The 14383-nt window shown below is 42.5% G+C and carries 21 protein-coding genes; 2 read left to right on the forward strand and 19 right to left on the reverse strand.

Features of this window, described 5'->3' with window-relative positions; genetic code table 11:
• Positions 1–362 precede the first annotated feature (362 nt).
• Together ABRS97_RS26100 and ABRS97_RS26105 are read right to left on the reverse strand one after the other, a co-directional pair.
• Positions 363–593: a hypothetical protein gene (locus tag ABRS97_RS26100; RefSeq protein WP_270881330.1), complete on the reverse strand. Its 231-nt coding sequence runs from the start codon at positions 591–593 to the stop codon at positions 363–365.
• Positions 594–806: 213 nt separating this feature from the next.
• Positions 807–1412 (reverse strand): stage II sporulation protein M, encoded by a 606-nt coding sequence (locus ABRS97_RS26105; RefSeq protein ID WP_367818883.1) that lies wholly within the window; start codon positions 1410–1412, stop codon positions 807–809.
• A gap of 111 nt (positions 1413–1523) precedes the next feature.
• On the opposite strand from ABRS97_RS26105, the gene pdaB reads away from it, so the two are divergent.
• Positions 1524–2306 carry a polysaccharide deacetylase family sporulation protein PdaB gene (gene pdaB, locus ABRS97_RS26110; protein ID WP_367818885.1) on the forward strand — a complete coding sequence of 261 codons (783 nt, stop codon included), beginning with the start codon at positions 1524–1526 and terminating at the stop codon, positions 2304–2306.
• A 45-nt stretch (positions 2307–2351) separates the two neighbouring features.
• On the opposite strand, the gene ABRS97_RS26115 is transcribed toward pdaB, so the two are convergent.
• Entirely contained in the window at positions 2352–2948 is a 597-nt protein-coding gene (locus ABRS97_RS26115; protein WP_367818887.1) for a KinB-signaling pathway activation protein, read from the reverse strand.
• Positions 2949–3085: 137 nt separating this feature from the next.
• Here ABRS97_RS26115 and gerD point away from each other — a divergent pair, with 137 nt between their 5' ends.
• A complete protein-coding gene (gene gerD / locus ABRS97_RS26120) occupies positions 3086–3850 on the forward strand; it encodes a spore germination lipoprotein GerD (RefSeq protein ID WP_367818889.1) in 765 nt (254 codons plus the stop codon).
• Positions 3851–3900: 50 nt separating this feature from the next.
• Here gerD and ABRS97_RS26125 read toward each other — a convergent pair whose 3' ends face one another.
• From ABRS97_RS26125 to ABRS97_RS26200, 16 genes are all read right to left on the reverse strand, one after another.
• Positions 3901–4980 carry a P-loop NTPase gene (locus ABRS97_RS26125; RefSeq protein WP_367818890.1) on the reverse strand — a complete coding sequence of 360 codons (1080 nt, stop codon included), beginning with the start codon at positions 4978–4980 and terminating at the stop codon, positions 3901–3903.
• A 64-nt stretch (positions 4981–5044) separates the two neighbouring features.
• Positions 5045–5800: an N-acetylmuramoyl-L-alanine amidase CwlD gene (gene cwlD / locus ABRS97_RS26130; RefSeq protein WP_367818892.1), complete on the reverse strand. Its 756-nt coding sequence runs from the start codon at positions 5798–5800 to the stop codon at positions 5045–5047.
• 71 nt (positions 5801–5871) lie between these two features.
• The gene (sat, locus tag ABRS97_RS26135; protein ID WP_367818894.1) at positions 5872–7044 is read right to left on the reverse strand and encodes a sulfate adenylyltransferase; all 1173 of its coding nucleotides are present in this window, start codon (positions 7042–7044) and stop codon (positions 5872–5874) included.
• A gap of 47 nt (positions 7045–7091) precedes the next feature.
• Entirely contained in the window at positions 7092–7784 is a 693-nt protein-coding gene (locus tag ABRS97_RS26140; protein ID WP_367818895.1) for a phosphoadenylyl-sulfate reductase, read from the reverse strand.
• 224 nt (positions 7785–8008) lie between these two features.
• Positions 8009–8401 carry a 30S ribosomal protein S9 gene (gene rpsI / locus ABRS97_RS26145; RefSeq protein ID WP_367818897.1) on the reverse strand — a complete coding sequence of 131 codons (393 nt, stop codon included), beginning with the start codon at positions 8399–8401 and terminating at the stop codon, positions 8009–8011.
• Positions 8402–8422: 21 nt separating this feature from the next.
• The gene (gene rplM / locus ABRS97_RS26150; protein ID WP_367818899.1) at positions 8423–8860 is read right to left on the reverse strand and encodes a 50S ribosomal protein L13; all 438 of its coding nucleotides are present in this window, start codon (positions 8858–8860) and stop codon (positions 8423–8425) included.
• Positions 8861–9031: 171 nt separating this feature from the next.
• Positions 9032–9799 (reverse strand): tRNA pseudouridine(38-40) synthase TruA, encoded by a 768-nt coding sequence (gene truA, locus ABRS97_RS26155; protein WP_367818901.1) that lies wholly within the window; start codon positions 9797–9799, stop codon positions 9032–9034.
• Positions 9800–9930: 131 nt separating this feature from the next.
• Positions 9931–10296, reverse strand: coding sequence for a 50S ribosomal protein L17 (gene rplQ / locus ABRS97_RS26160; RefSeq protein WP_163953683.1), 366 nt, complete (start codon positions 10294–10296; stop codon positions 9931–9933).
• Between the two features lie 24 nt (positions 10297–10320).
• The gene (locus ABRS97_RS26165; RefSeq protein ID WP_367818903.1) at positions 10321–11265 is read right to left on the reverse strand and encodes a DNA-directed RNA polymerase subunit alpha; all 945 of its coding nucleotides are present in this window, start codon (positions 11263–11265) and stop codon (positions 10321–10323) included.
• Positions 11266–11390: 125 nt separating this feature from the next.
• Positions 11391–11786 (reverse strand): 30S ribosomal protein S11, encoded by a 396-nt coding sequence (rpsK, locus tag ABRS97_RS26170; RefSeq protein ID WP_367818905.1) that lies wholly within the window; start codon positions 11784–11786, stop codon positions 11391–11393.
• A gap of 18 nt (positions 11787–11804) precedes the next feature.
• Positions 11805–12173, reverse strand: a complete 369-nt coding sequence (gene rpsM, locus ABRS97_RS26175; RefSeq protein WP_367818907.1) for a 30S ribosomal protein S13 — start codon at positions 12171–12173, stop codon at positions 11805–11807.
• A gap of 18 nt (positions 12174–12191) precedes the next feature.
• A complete protein-coding gene (rpmJ, locus tag ABRS97_RS26180; protein ID WP_003333770.1) occupies positions 12192–12305 on the reverse strand; it encodes a 50S ribosomal protein L36 in 114 nt (37 codons plus the stop codon).
• Positions 12306–12432: 127 nt separating this feature from the next.
• Positions 12433–12651 carry a translation initiation factor IF-1 gene (gene infA, locus ABRS97_RS26185; protein WP_009676800.1) on the reverse strand — a complete coding sequence of 73 codons (219 nt, stop codon included), beginning with the start codon at positions 12649–12651 and terminating at the stop codon, positions 12433–12435.
• 2 nt (positions 12652–12653) lie between these two features.
• Positions 12654–12959 carry a hypothetical protein gene (locus ABRS97_RS26190; protein WP_367818910.1) on the reverse strand — a complete coding sequence of 102 codons (306 nt, stop codon included), beginning with the start codon at positions 12957–12959 and terminating at the stop codon, positions 12654–12656.
• 10 nt (positions 12960–12969) lie between these two features.
• Positions 12970–13722 (reverse strand): type I methionyl aminopeptidase, encoded by a 753-nt coding sequence (map, locus tag ABRS97_RS26195; RefSeq protein ID WP_367818911.1) that lies wholly within the window; start codon positions 13720–13722, stop codon positions 12970–12972.
• A complete protein-coding gene (locus tag ABRS97_RS26200; protein ID WP_367818912.1) occupies positions 13722–14372 on the reverse strand; it encodes an adenylate kinase in 651 nt (216 codons plus the stop codon). The genes map and ABRS97_RS26200 overlap by 1 nt, the downstream gene beginning before the upstream one ends.
• Positions 14373–14383: the final 11 nt, after the last annotated feature.

Raw genomic sequence — 14383 nt, forward strand, 5'->3', positions numbered from 1 at the left:
TAGGCACGCCGCCAGCGTTCGTCCTGAGCCAGGATCAAACTCTCCAAAAAGGTAAACCTTTATCGAAAGCTCAATAGCTCAATTGACTTGCTAGCGAGATTTTCATCTCTTTTTTTGAACGATTGCTCGTTCGTGCTTCTTCACTCGTTGTTCAGTTTTCAAAGAACAATTACATTCATTTCGTCGTCACCGTTGTTTTAGCGGCGACTTTTTAAATATACCACATTAGCCTACTTGATTGCAAGTGTTTTTTTCAACTTCGTTATTCCTATGTTGTTCTTCACTTCGCCAACCGACCTGCACATCAGAGCAGCGAAATATAAAATAACATAATTGAAGAGGGTAAGTCAAGCATCTACCCTCTATTTTTTCTCAACTTGATAATTGCGGTTTCTCGCGTACTTCGAAATCTCCTTGGGCGTGGCTAGACGAGCATACATTCGAAATATTACTTTGTATCTTGATTCTATTGCTCCTTTTATCTCCTGATCGATTCTCTTGTCATTCAGATCGAACAGCATTTCATCTAACTCTTTTCGAAGTACATAATCTAATTCTCTGCATTCCCGATCATTGAATAAAAATCCGAGCATACATCCATTCAAACCCCTCTCAACTGTAGATACAGAAAGGACATGTTAATGCAGCGGCTAAGCATCTTAGTTTGCTAACATGCCCACTATACAAGGATTTATGGCTTACTTACCAACAGGCGCACAAGAAGCTCGACGTGTGTAACGTCTTCCTTTTGGCTTTACTGTTATGCTCAGATTTTCCCACTTTTATCACACGTATCCAAAATTTTTTTAGGTCTGCATTAGCCAGAAGGTGAGTGTGCTCTCAATAATGGCTGCCAAGAATAGCAAAACAACGATTACAACTACTAACGGTTTAGTTAAGCGAAGTATTCTTGAAATCTCAGCTCTCGCTGTTCTTGATTCAAGAGGCACAAATAGCTGGATCCCTGATTTCCACACGAGCATGCCGAGTTTAAGGCCATAAGCGCATGCAAGCAATATAACCGGAATTTCAATGATTCCGTGGGGCAATATGCCTTTCAATACAATCAGCAAAGTGCTTTCATGCGTTTGTAATGATAATACATACCCCAGGATCATACCGTTCGCCACCAGCATAAATAAAGGGAGTATCCCAAGTAACAATCCCAGGAACATGATTAGTACCGATTTGATTGCATTGTTTAAAAAAATAACGATGAAGAACCAGAGTTGAGGATTATTTTGGGAGCTGAGCGATTGGCTCAACGACTTCATTCCTTGTAATTGAGTGTCTAAAAAGTGCGAGAAATGATCTGAATTCCCCCATCCTAAGTAAAAGCTGACTCCAAAAACAATTACAACAGCAATAAAGTAATGTTTCATTTCCCCGAAATGTCGCCATAGTAAATTCATTAATTTTATCCTCCTGCTATTTAAGCATAAATGAGATCTGTACGAGCATACATTGTTAATAAAAGTCATACAAGCCTTATCGATTATAAGGCATAAGGAGGTTCCAGCACAGTGAACTATTTCTTCGTTGTAAATGCTCGAAAGTTAAAGCAATTCATTTTTATTGCGGTTGCTATTGTATTCGCGGCAGCTATCGTGTATTCGGAGCAGCGGAACATTTCCGTTTTCTCAAATGGAGAGCCTGCGGCTATCTATAGCGTGCAAACAGATAAGAAACTTATTGCCCTGACATTCGATATTAGCTGGGGAGACAGGCGTACGGATCCCATTCTTAAAGTGCTCGAAGATAAAGGCGTAAAAGATGCTACCTTCTTCCTCTCCTCTCCATGGAGTAAAAGTCACCCTGAAATTGTCGAACACATTAAAAGGGATGGCTTCGAAATTGGAAGCCACGGAAACAAGCATGATAATTACAGCACTTTCTCTGACGAAGAGATCCGCAAACAAATTTCTACTGCACATGGAATTTTGACGGAACTCGTCGGAAAAGAGCCGAATTTAATTCGTATGCCTAACGGAGATTTTGACAAAAGGGTCCTTCGCATCGCAGGGGATTTGGGTTATTCGGTTGTCCAATGGGACACCGACTCACTTGATTGGATGAACATTGGTGTCGATAAAATTATAGATCGAGTGGTTTCTAGAGCTCATCCTGGTGATATCGTGTTAATGCATGCAAGCGATTCCTGCCAACAAACACATGAGGCTTTGCCAGTCATTATCGATCAACTACGTGCTAAAGGCTACGAGTTTGTAACTGTCGGTAAATTATTACAGCAAACTCAGGTTGATACCAAGTCCGTTGAAGATCAAGCGATGAAACATATCCATTAAACCGCAATTGAATCATGCAAATAAAAAGAGCTAATCAATTTCGAATTAGCTCTTTTTGTTTTCTAAAATTTTATGTAGGATCAGAATTTGCCATGCATTACATACTAGAAGGGGCGCCAACATGAATAAACTAGATGCCGAATTGTCAAGTTTGAGCGCCGGAACAGCTTCAAGAGCTGTAACTGCTGTCATGAAAAACAATGTCGGGATGAATGCGTTCCGATTAGTCATTTTCATTTTCCAATAAGCAACTGCCATTGCAATGACCACTAAAATGATAGGTAAAGCTAAATGATTCACAATTGCACTTGTTCCATCCACATTCGTCGATCTTAGATATACCAAGTCAAATAAAACGACAATTACAATCGTTAGCTGAAGCAAATCCCAAACTGTTTTGGAACGAATAATGCCCATTACAATAAACCTAACAATCAGGTATGCAAAAAAACCCATTTGGCTTAACACACTTATCGTCGCGCCACCCAGGAGCATATTAACCACATTGAAGCCTACAGCTGACAATCCCATAACCGAGAACTCACGATCCGAGTATTGTAAGATAAGCCCTATCGCTATCGAAACGACCATTCCAAATGCTAATGTTGTCCAGAATAAATGAAACCATTTCCTTAAAGTCAAGATCAAAACCCCCACATTTCAAACTCTAGTAAATAATTGTACCAACGTTTTAAATAAAAAGCCAATGAATGGACGTTATAATCTGTCTCTAACCACACATACTAACAATATTCAGCTAGGGAAGGGAGCTTGCTTTCATGTTGATAAAAAGGTTAAGAACACTGAAAGTCGTACCGTTTATCCTGTTCACCGTGCTTCTCTCTTCATGTGGATCGGACAACTCCTCGCAAGGCCAAGGCAATACGTATAAAGAAACAAAATCTATGGTACTGGATATTTTAAAATCAGATGATGGCAAGAAAGCAATCAGTACTGCAAACCAAAGTATTATGAATGGAGATATCGGAACGAATAGTTTAGCCGGTCAATCACAAATAAAGCTCCTGTCTGCCAATGAGTCGCTGCAGTTGCAAATGGCCGTTAAAGATGTCTTAACTGCACAGGAAAACAATAAATTTCTTCAAGACATGATGAAAGACCCTAAATTTGCCGGAGACTTTGCTAAAGCTATTCAGAAAGATACAAAACAAATGTTTAAAGAATTGCTAAAAGACCCCGAGTATCAAAAAGCGCTCGTTGATGTTATGAAGAACCCTGATTATGAGAAAATGATTCTTGATGTCATGAAGACAGCTGCATACCGCCAACAAATGATGACAGTCATGCAGGACGCTGTTCAGAGCCCTCTTTTCCGAGCACAGATGGTCGATTTGTTAAAAGCTGCAATCGCGCAGCAAAGCAGTCCTGAACAGCTATCCACAAGCAACCAGCAAGGTCAGAAGAAAAGCGACGGTGGAGGCGATACTGGAGGAGACAGTCAGAAGGATCAGAAGAGTGATTCAAAAGATTCTCAAAAACAAGACAGCGATCAGAAGAAAGATTCTAGCTCCGGTGACTCTTAATAGAAGAAGGACTAACAGCATATTATTGCCGCTAGTCCTTTTCTTTAATTTTACAACTTCGCGATAATATTCGCGGCGACTTCTAAATATATTTGTCCCGTTGTTGTATCCTGTTTATACACTGAAGGCGAGTAATCGATTTCTGAAATGTGATTATCAGGTGCTCCTAATGGAATTTGGGCCAGAAGTTCACTATGCAAATCCTCAGCCAATTTTGCCCCTCCACCTTTGCCAAAGACAAAATCTTTGCCTCCACATGTTTTGCATTCATAGTAGGACATATTCTCAACAATACCTAGGATGTCGTGGTTCGTTTGCACGGCCATCGCGCCCGCTCTGGCAGCTACAAATGCCGCTGTGGCATGAGGTGTAGTGACAATGATCTCTTTGCTTTGCGGAATCATTTGATGCACGTCTAAGGCAACATCTCCTGTACCTGGCGGTAAATCCAGTAGGATGTAATCGACATCTCCCCAGTTAACTTCATGAAAGAAGTTTTTCAACATTTTCCCAAGCATAGGGCCACGCCAAATGACAGGAGCATTATCTTGAACGAAGAAGCCCATTGAGATTACCTTAACCCCGAATTTCTCTACTGGAATAATCGTATTATCGACCAATTTCGGCTGCTCATCGATTCCCATCATATCAGGGATGCTGAAGCCGTAGATATCCGCATCTACGATGCCAACTTTTTTACCTAGGCGCGCCAAAGCTACAGCCAGGTTGACTGTAACTGTCGACTTGCCTACTCCCCCTTTTCCACTCGCGACCGCTATAAAAGTCACATTGGAGTCTTCACCAATTATGGGTTTTATTACAGTAGTTTGTTGGTCTTTATCAGGTTGTTGCTTTGTCTGAGAAGCTTCGTTTAACTGCTCGCGTTCATAATCCGTTATTGCGCGAAACCGGATATGTACTTGCGTAATTCCAAGAGGTTTCAGACTTAATTGAATGGCTGTTTTAGCTTGATTCTTGTAAGCCTCATCCTCTGTTGTTGTTATTAAACTAAGAGAGACACTATCTTCCTTGATCATAACATCTCTTACCAAATTAAGTTCAGTAATACTCTTGTTGTACCCAGGATCGACAAGAGGCTTCAATGCTTCTAATAATTGGTCTTTATTCACGTAGCCACACCACACCTTCGTTAGGACATAGTATTTATGCGGCTTTAATTATATCATAATTCTATTAAGAACCAACTTTTTCCCCTGAATAAAATCGGAGGATCCCTTGATAAATAGATGCAGCGACCATTCTTTGATACTTTTCGCTAGCTAATAGCCTGGCTTCTTCAGGGTTAGATAAAAAGCCCACTTCCACTAATGCGCTTGGAATTTGTAAAACTTTCAATAGATAAACTGTTTTATCGGCAGGCTTCGCTACTCGTTCCGTATTCTCGAGATTCTTCTTCAACTCATTTTGAATTAAAGCGGCCAGGTTAGCATTGCTCGGATTGTTAGGAACGTAAAACGTTTGAGCGCCTCTCCATTTTGGAGAAGGTATGCTGTTTAAATGTATGCTGAGAAACATCTCCGCTTTTTTATCCTTGGTTAAATCAGCTCTATTGTGAAGATCCTCCGTTTTTCTTTTGCTGTAGCCTTTCGTTCTAGGATCTGCTAGGTCAATATCGGTTTCTCTGGTCATGATAACTAGGGCACCAGCCTGCTGCAAATAATCTCGGAGCTGCAGCGTTATCGCCAGATTTATATCCTTTTCTATAACTCCGCTACTGCTCTCGGCACCCCCATCCGGCCCACCATGTCCTGCATCCAATCCAATGACCTTCCCTGACAAAGGAAGGCTCCAGTCAGACCAAGTTTTCGTAGCTGGCAGCTCATGTGTGTAAATAAAAACAACCAAAGCCAACAGCATGACCGACAGAACAAGTTTAAGACTGCTGTGAAAGGTTAACCACACAACTAGCCTTTTCTTCCTTTTACGCATAAAAAATCCACCTCTGTTCCAAATAGACTCTGTATCATCTATATGGGACAGGGTGGACAAATATACCTTACTTACACTTGATACTCAGGATCTCGCAAACCTTCAATCAACACTTGAGCTACTTCAGGACGCGTAAACTCCGGAGGCGGGCATTCACCGCTTCTTAGCAAGCCACGAACTTTGGTCCCCGAAAGATGCATGTGGACTGATTTGTCGTGAGGACAGGTTTTGCTTGAAGCCATATTGCCGCATTTCGTACAGAAAAAGCTATGCTCAAAAAATAGAGGTGTAATTCCAATTTCTTCAGCTGTGAAATTACTAAAAATTTCTTGAGCTTCATAAGTGCCGTAATAATCGCCTACGCCCGCGTGGTCGCGTCCGACGATAAAATGAGTGCAACCGTAGTTTCTACGTACAATAGCGTGTAGAATGGCTTCACGCGGCCCAGCGTATCTCATAGCCGCTGGATATACACCCAAGAAAGTCCGATCCTTGGGATAGTAATTTTCAAGGAGAACACGATAGCTTTTCATGCGGACATCTGCTGAGATATCGTCAGACTTCGTTTCTCCAACCAAAGGATTCAAGAAAAGGGCATCCACGATTTCCATAGCGGACTTTTGAATATATTCATGTGCGCGGTGAACTGGATTACGCGTCTGGAATCCAACGACTGTTTTCCAACCTTTTTCAGTGAAAATACGCCTTGTATCGGACGGATCAAAGTAAAACTCTTCGAATTTTTTGGGTTTTGGGCGATTTAACAACTGAATGGATCCACCAACGTTTGTTGAAGGGCGAGAAAAGACTTTATCAACGCCAGGATGAGCCATATCGTCTGTTTTAAATACCTTTAGGGCTTCATGTTTCTGATCTACTTTATATACGCTCGTTACATCCATAATGGCATAAGTAACGTTATCCTCTTCTCCTACAAGGGCAATTTGCTCGCCAACAACGAGTCTAGATGCGATTTCCGGAGAGATAGGCAAAGTAATTGGAATGCTCCATACTGTACCATCAGCTAGTCGCATATTCTCCACAACAGATAGATAATTTTTCTCATCCAGAAAACCAGTCAATGGTGAAAATGCACCAACGCCGATCAAATCGAGATCAGAAATCGTCCATGAGGTAACACGAATTTGCTTCAGGCCGGAAGCTATCCCAAGCAAACGTACTTTATCTGCTTCTGGTACTAAACGATTAATCAATCCCCCGCCGTGAGGATGTATTGAAGTCATAATCGTGATACCTCCAATAATAATTAATAAAAATTATTATAGATCTCTTACTTGTGCAAACCACACTCTGTTTTTTCAATATTTGCCCAACGGCCTGCTCGAGGATCTTCTCCATCTGCTACTGGGCGTGTGCAGTGCTCGCAACCGATACTAGGGAAATTACGGTCATGCAGCGGATTATAGATAACATCATTCTCACGGATATAGTTCCAAACATCTTCAGAAGTCCAGCCAGCAAGTGGATTAAATTTAATCAATCCAAATTTCACGTCATATTCTACTTTTTTAGCATTTGCACGAGTTGGAGCTTGGTCGCGGCGGATTCCCGTAATCCATGCATCGTAGTTTTTTAAAATATCTGTTAATGGGTCAACTTTACGAATGTTACAGCATTGATTCGCATCACTCTTCCAAAGCTCATCTCCAAATTTTTCGGCTTGCTCATCAAGCGTCAACTTTGGTAAAACTTGCACGAATTTAGTACCGTAATGTTTTTCGAGACGATCCCTTGTTTCATAAGTTTCTGCAAAATGAACATTCGTGTCCAAGTAGAAGATATCTACATTAGGGTTAATTTTTTGTAGCATATCGACTAGCACAACATCCTCTGCCCCAAAGCTGCAAGCAAGAGTCAGTCTCGGAAATGTCTCGACAGCAAGCTTAAGCAATTCTTCTGGAGAGCGATTTTCAAATTCTTCAGCTGCTTTTGATACATATGCTTCTTTTTCAAATAGATTCATTGTAAATTCCTCCTATGGTTTATAATCCCGACTTTATTTATATGAATTATAATTTATTATATCGGAGATCTTACGTATGTCAATGACTTTTTATCATTTTGGTATTAACTTTAATGATTTCTTTAAAATATTATATGAATTGTAGCGATGCTGTGCAAAAAAGAGAAACCTTTCCAGCATAATGCCAAAAAGGTTTCTCTTGTGCGCCAAAGCGCTGTTTGATATTAACGTTTGGAGAATTGAGGAGCGCGACGAGCGGCTTTCAATCCGTATTTTTTACGCTCTTTCATACGTGAATCACGAGTTAGAAAACCCGCTTTTTTCAAAGATCCACGGTATTCTGGGTCAGCTTTAAGCAATGCACGGGAAATTCCGTGACGAATTGCTCCAGCTTGACCACTGATTCCACCACCATTTGCAAGAACTAGAACATCGTACTTTCCGAGTGTTTCAGTCAATGTCAAAGGTTGTTTTACGATCAGCTTCAATGTTTCTAGACCGAAATATTCGTCCAGATTACGTTTATTGATAATGATGCGTCCTTCACCCGGTACAAGGCGCACACGCGCTACCGAATGTTTACGACGACCCGTTCCATAATATTGAACTTGTGCCACGAAAACAGTCCTCCCTTATAATTATCCGCGAAGATTCCAAACTTCTGGTTGTTGTGCTTGATGTGGATGCTCTGCTCCACCGTAGACTTTCAGCTTTGTTTTCAAGCTGTCGCCAAGACGGTTTTTTGGAAGCATACCATGAACTGCAAACTCGATCATGCGGTCAGGCTTGCTGTTCAGCAGGTCCTGTGCAGAAGTCACTTTCAAACCACCTTGGTATAAGGAGTGACGGTAGTACATTTTGTTTTGCATTTTCTTACCAGTAAGCTTAATTTGGGATGCATTGATAACAACTACAAAATCCCCTGTGTCTACATGCGGAGTAAACTCCGGCTTGTGCTTTCCGCGGATAATGGTAGCAACTTCACTTGCCAGACGACCAAGTGTTTGGCCTGCAGCGTCAACAATGTACCATTTACGCTCAACTTCATTAGGCTTAGCCATATATGTGGTGCGCATGCTTAATCCTCCTAAAAATATATCTCAATACATGTTCGTCATTAGTAACTTGAATAGCGATGGATGGTTATGGCCACTTCATGATCAGGGGCTGTGGGTTAGCCGATCACGAAACGCCAAGTTATATTCTACAGGAAAACTAGACAAGAATCAAGTTAAGTTTTTCACTTTTTAATACTCGACTTTCCAAAGCGTCAGTCCCATAGCTTCAGCTGTTGGACCCGCTTGGCCTCGGTCTTTGGCTTCAAGAATTCGCAGCATATCGCTGCTAGGTCTTTTTCCCTCACCGATCTGAACAAGCGTTCCAGCAATGATCCGCACCATATTATATAGAAAACCATTACCAGACACGATAAGTCGTATCCGGGCTATTTTCCCATTGGCAGAAAGCTCATCGACTTCCGTCTCCAGGCGAGCCTCATAGAGCGTTCTCACCTTGATTTCCTTATCCGTTCTCACCGTGCAAAACGAAGTAAAATCATGCTCACCTAGCAAGCAAGGGAGCGCCTCTCTCATGGCTTCCACATTTAATTGCGTAGGATGATGGTATTCATAATTCCGGTGAAAGACATCAGGGAAGCGCGCCGAACGAATCGTGAAACAATACGTTTTTCGCTTCGCGGCTTTACGAGAATGAAAGAATAGAGGCACTTCTTCCGCTGTATGTGCGACGATATCTTTGGGTAGTCTAGCATTTAAAGCCAAGCACCAACGTTCAACCGGTATCTTAGAAGTCGTTGTAAAATTAATAACTTGCGCTTTCGCATGAACCCCAGCATCAGTACGCCCAGATGAGATCACTTTCACCGTTTCGCCTGTCAATAAAAGCACGGCAGACTCTAGCCGGTGTTGAATGGTATCTGCATTGGGCTGTATCTGAAAGCCCGAGTAAGCCGTCCCATCATAGCTAATTGTAAAACGAAGATTTCTCTGGCGCATGTTCCTCCGTGAGTCATCATTCCTACCTTAAAGTCTAGCTCACACTAAACCCGTTTAGGAAGCATAGGTTTAGACTGCAAAAAAAGGGCTTCACCAGAATCAATGATTCCGTCCACCCTTTCCCATCCGTCTTATGCTCGATCTACAAGCTCTAAATATACCATTGGTGCTGCGTCACCGCGGCGTGGTCCCAGTTTAAGGATACGTGTGTATCCGCCTGGACGCTCGGAATAACGAGTTGCCAATTCGGAGAAAAGCTTTTGGATAGCATCTTGATTCTCATTAGCAGCTTCTCTACGAACAAAAGCAGCCACCTGACGGCGAGCGTGAAGGTCTCCACGTTTCGCTAAAGTGATAAGCTTCTCAGCGATCGAACGGATCTCTTTTGCTTTTGCTTCTGTTGTTTGAATGCGTTCATGTATGAACAGATCTGTAACAAGATCACGGAATAATGCTTTACGATTACTGGAATCGCGGTTCAATTTCCTGTAGTTCATTGATTTAACCTCCTTCTGACTGGATTATTCCTCGGTACGTAAGCCTAGACCCAGCTCTTCGAGCTTCTCTTGAACTTCTTCAAGAGATTTGCGTCCTAAGTTCCGTACTTTCATCATGTCTTCTTCTGTTTTGGTAATCAGCTCTTGTACGGTGTTAATACCAGCACGCTTGAGGCAGTTGTAAGAACGAACGGAAAGATCTAGCTCCTCGATCGTCATCTCGAGCACTTTCTCTTTCTTATCTTCTTCCTTCTCCACCATAATCTCAGCATCTTTCGCTTCGTCAGTTAAACCAACGAATAAGAACAAATGCTCAGTTAAGATTTTGGCTCCCAAGCTCACCGCTTCTTCAGGTCTAATACTTCCATCGGTCCACACTTCGAGGGTCAATTTATCATAGTTAGTCACTTGGCCGACGCGAGTATTTTCTACACTGTAGTTTACTCGAGTAATAGGCGTGTAAATCGAGTCGATCGGAATCACACCAATCGGTTGATCTTCGCGCTTATTTTTGTCCGATTGGACATAACCGCGACCTCTGCCCGCATGAATCCTCATATGAAGACGCGCATCTGGAGACAAGGTGGCAATGTGCAGATCCGGATTAAGAATCTCTACATCGCTATCCCCGCGAATATCGGCTGCGGTAATATTACCTTCTCCTTCAGCATCAATTTCAAGCACTTTCTCCTCATCGGAGTGAATTTTCAAGGAAAGACCTTTCAAGTTGAGGATAATTTCCGTAACATCCTCAAGCACGCCAGGAATCGTTGAAAATTCATGCAAAACGCCATCGATTTGGACAGAGGTTACTGCAGCACCCGGTAAAGAGGACAGCAAGATACGACGTAGTGAGTTTCCTAAGGTTGTACCATAGCCACGCTCCAACGGCTCTACGACAAATTTGCCATAGGCGCCGTCTTCACTCAAAGCTACAGTTTCTATTTTTGGCTTTTCGATTTCGATCATGAAATGTACCCTCCATTCAAAACGTCGTTTCCCTCTGGATACTTCGGTGAAAATTTCATAGTATGCCTATCCTTCAAACCATTATTCACGATTTTGAGATATTTATACTACAAAGTGATCCTGAATTATACGCGACGACGTTTTGGAGGACGGCAGCCATTGTGAGGAACCGGAGTCACGTCTTTAATCAGGTTTACTTCAAGACCTGCTGCTTGCAAAGAACGAATTGCTGCTTCGCGGCCAGCTCCTGGACCTTTAACCATAACTTCAACAGTTTTCAAACCGTGCTCCATAGCTGCTTTAGCTGCAGATTCAGCTGCCATTTGTGCTGCAAAAGGCGTACTTTTACGGGAACCTTTGAAACCAAGGTTTCCTGAACTTGCCCAGGAAATTGCGTTACCATGCGGATCCGTGATCGTTACGATCGTGTTGTTAAATGTTGAACGAATGTGTGCCACACCAGTCTCAATATTTTTCCGGTCACGACGTTTTGTACGGACTACTTTTTTAGGTTTTGCCATTAGCTCTAACCCCCTTTATTATTTTTTCTTGTTAGCTACTGTACGACGAGGACCTTTACGTGTACGAGCATTTGTTTTAGTACGTTGACCACGAACAGGAAGACCACGGCGGTGACGAAGACCACGGTAGGATCCGATTTCGATCAAACGTTTGATGTTCAGGGAAATTTCGCGACGAAGATCGCCTTCTACTTTAAGCGATTTGTCGATTACATCACGGATCTTGCTCACTTCATCCTCAGTCAAATCACGAACGCGAGTATCAGGGTTAATACCTGTGCTTGCGATGATGTTTTGAGCTGTTGTAGTGCCGATACCGAAAATGTAAGTCAAAGCGATAACTACTCGCTTATCACGAGGTAAGTCAACTCCAGCTAAACGTGCCATCTATGGCTGCACCTCCTTCTATCCTTGTTTTTGTTTGTGTTTCGGGTTTTCGCAAATTACCATGACATTGCCTTTACGGCGAATGACTTTACATTTTTCACAGATCGGTTTAACCGATGGTCTTACCTTCATTCTTAAGCCCTCCTTAAAGATTTCTTCAAGAAATCTTGCATCGTAAGCAACCATGTTGCGTTTTCGTTAGAAAACTTGCTTCGTAAGCATACGCCTTGAGAGAGTAACTTACATGTAAGCCGAACATTTATTTGAAACGGTAGGTTATACGGCCTCTCGTTAAATCATAAGGCGATAATTCTACGGTAACCTTGTCACCAGGCAAAATGCGAATAAAGTGCATTCTAATCTTACCGGAAACATGGGCTAGGATTTTATGACCATTTTCCAATTCAACCTTAAACATTGCATTCGGAAGAGGTTCAATCACTGTACCTTCTACTTCAATTACATCTTCTTTGGCCACAGTCATTCTCCTTTCTCATGTGCTTCAACTTGCATATGATCTACGAATTTGGCAATTGCAAATCGCAACTTCCCATTAGTAACACGACCTGTTTCCCTGATGCTGGACTCTACTTCGCTGCTGATCGTTTCTTGTAGTTGAAGATGGTTAAGGTTCTTTTTCTTTGGTTGATCGAATTTGCGTTTATCACCGTCGGCAAGCCAGACAAAGCGAGAATCTACAATTCCGATGACAACCGCATATTCTCCGGGATCTTTACCGCGAAGCACCTTAACGATCTGACCTATCGCTGGTATTAAGTTATCCACTCACAATCACCTACGCTTTTGGCAAAGTCAAAATTTCATAGCCCGTTGCCGTAATTGCAATCGTATGTTCGAAATGAGCACATAACGTTCCATCCACCGTTACTACGGTCCAGTCGTCATCGAGTGTTTTGACATATCTTTCGCCGACAACCACCATCGGTTCTACAGCTAAGATCATGCCCGGTTTTAATCGAGGTCCTTTATTCGGGATACCATAATTCGGTATTTGCGGCTCTTCATGAAGTTCCGTACCAATACCATGCCCGACGTACTCTCTTACTACGGAAAATCCTGCATCTTCAATACAGGTTTGGATTGCATGCGACAAGGTGTAGAGCCTGGCGTCCGGTTTAGCCTCTGCAAGTCCTCGGAAGAGTGATTGTTCGGTAACTTCCAGCATACGCTTTGCGGTTTCCGAAACTTCTCCTACCGGATAGGTCCACGCTGAGTCTCCATGATAACCTTTAAACTTAGCTCCAATATCAATAGAGATAATATCGCCGTCTAACAGTTTTCTTGGACCAGGAATTCCATGAACTAATTCTTCGTTGACTGAAGCACAGATGCTGCCTGGAAAACCGTTGTAGCCTTTAAAAGATGGAATCGCTCCCTGACTGCGAATGAATTCCTCTGCGATCTGATCAAGTTCTTTCGTTGTAATGTTCGGACGAATAGCCCTTGCCAGTAAACAGTGCGTTTCAGCTACGATTCGGCCTGCTTCTCGCATTAGGTCCAGTTCAACCTCGGACTTACAAATGATCATTACGCTAAACCTCGTAGCAGCGAGCTAATTTGTTCGGTTACCGCATGAATGTCTTGTTCCCCGTTAACCTCACGCAATAATTCCCTCTTTTGGTAGTAATCCAGCAATGGAGCCGTTTTGTTCGTATACTCATCCAAGCGAGTCCCGACTTTCTCTTCCGTATCATCAGAACGCTGATACAATTCACCAGAACATTTATCACATACGCCTTCTTGCTTTGGTGGATTGAAGATCACATGATACGTAGCTCCACAGGATTTACAGATTCTTCGGCCAGTCAACCTAGCAAGCAGGAAGCTGCGATCAACGGATAGATTAATAACCAACTCAATCTTCTTACCCAAAGAATCAACGATTTCGGCTAAAGCATCTGCTTGGGCGACAGTTCTAGGGAACCCGTCAAGCAAAAAACCTTTATCGCAATCTGATTGAGCAAGCCGTTCTCTCACAATACCGTTCGTGATTTCATCAGGAACAAGAAGCCCCTTATCCACATATCCTTTGGCCTCGATACCAAGAGGCGTTCCTTGGCTCATAGCCAAACGGAAAGCATCACCTGTAGAAATATGAGGAATTTGAAACTCACTAACGATCTTCTCCGCCTGTGTACCTTTGCCTGCACCAGGAGGACCCATAAAAATTACGTTCACTTTGACACCCT

The organism is Paenibacillus tabacirhizosphaerae, from assembly GCF_040812395.1.
Lineage (GTDB): Bacteria > Bacillota > Bacilli > Paenibacillales > NBRC-103111 > Paenibacillus_E.

Bases quoted from the DNA above. Each gene is read 5' to 3' on its own strand.
- map (WP_367818911.1), bottom strand. From the start codon at position 13,722: ATGATCATTTGTAAGTCCGAGGTTGAACTGGACCTAATGCGAGAAGCA.
- sat (WP_367818894.1), bottom strand. From the start codon at position 7,044: ATGACTTCAATACATCCTCACGGCGGGGGATTGATTAATCGTTTAGTA.
- ABRS97_RS26140 (WP_367818895.1), bottom strand. From the start codon at position 7,784: ATGAATCTATTTGAAAAAGAAGCATATGTATCAAAAGCAGCTGAAGAA.
- gerD (WP_367818889.1), top strand. From the start codon at position 3,086: ATGTTGATAAAAAGGTTAAGAACACTGAAAGTCGTACCGTTTATCCTG.
- ABRS97_RS26100 (WP_270881330.1), bottom strand. From the start codon at position 593: ATGCTCGGATTTTTATTCAATGATCGGGAATGCAGAGAATTAGATTAT.
- ABRS97_RS26165 (WP_367818903.1), bottom strand. From the start codon at position 11,265: ATGATCGAAATCGAAAAGCCAAAAATAGAAACTGTAGCTTTGAGTGAA.
- rpsM (WP_367818907.1), bottom strand. From the start codon at position 12,173: ATGGCACGTTTAGCTGGAGTTGACTTACCTCGTGATAAGCGAGTAGTT.
- cwlD (WP_367818892.1), bottom strand. From the start codon at position 5,800: ATGCGTAAAAGGAAGAAAAGGCTAGTTGTGTGGTTAACCTTTCACAGC.
- rplQ (WP_163953683.1), bottom strand. From the start codon at position 10,296: ATGAACTACAGGAAATTGAACCGCGATTCCAGTAATCGTAAAGCATTA.
- ABRS97_RS26105 (WP_367818883.1), bottom strand. From the start codon at position 1,412: ATGAATTTACTATGGCGACATTTCGGGGAAATGAAACATTACTTTATT.
- truA (WP_367818901.1), bottom strand. From the start codon at position 9,799: ATGCGCCAGAGAAATCTTCGTTTTACAATTAGCTATGATGGGACGGCT.
- rplM (WP_367818899.1), bottom strand. From the start codon at position 8,860: ATGCGCACCACATATATGGCTAAGCCTAATGAAGTTGAGCGTAAATGG.
- rpsK (WP_367818905.1), bottom strand. From the start codon at position 11,786: ATGGCAAAACCTAAAAAAGTAGTCCGTACAAAACGTCGTGACCGGAAA.
- rpmJ (WP_003333770.1), bottom strand. From the start codon at position 12,305: ATGAAGGTAAGACCATCGGTTAAACCGATCTGTGAAAAATGTAAAGTC.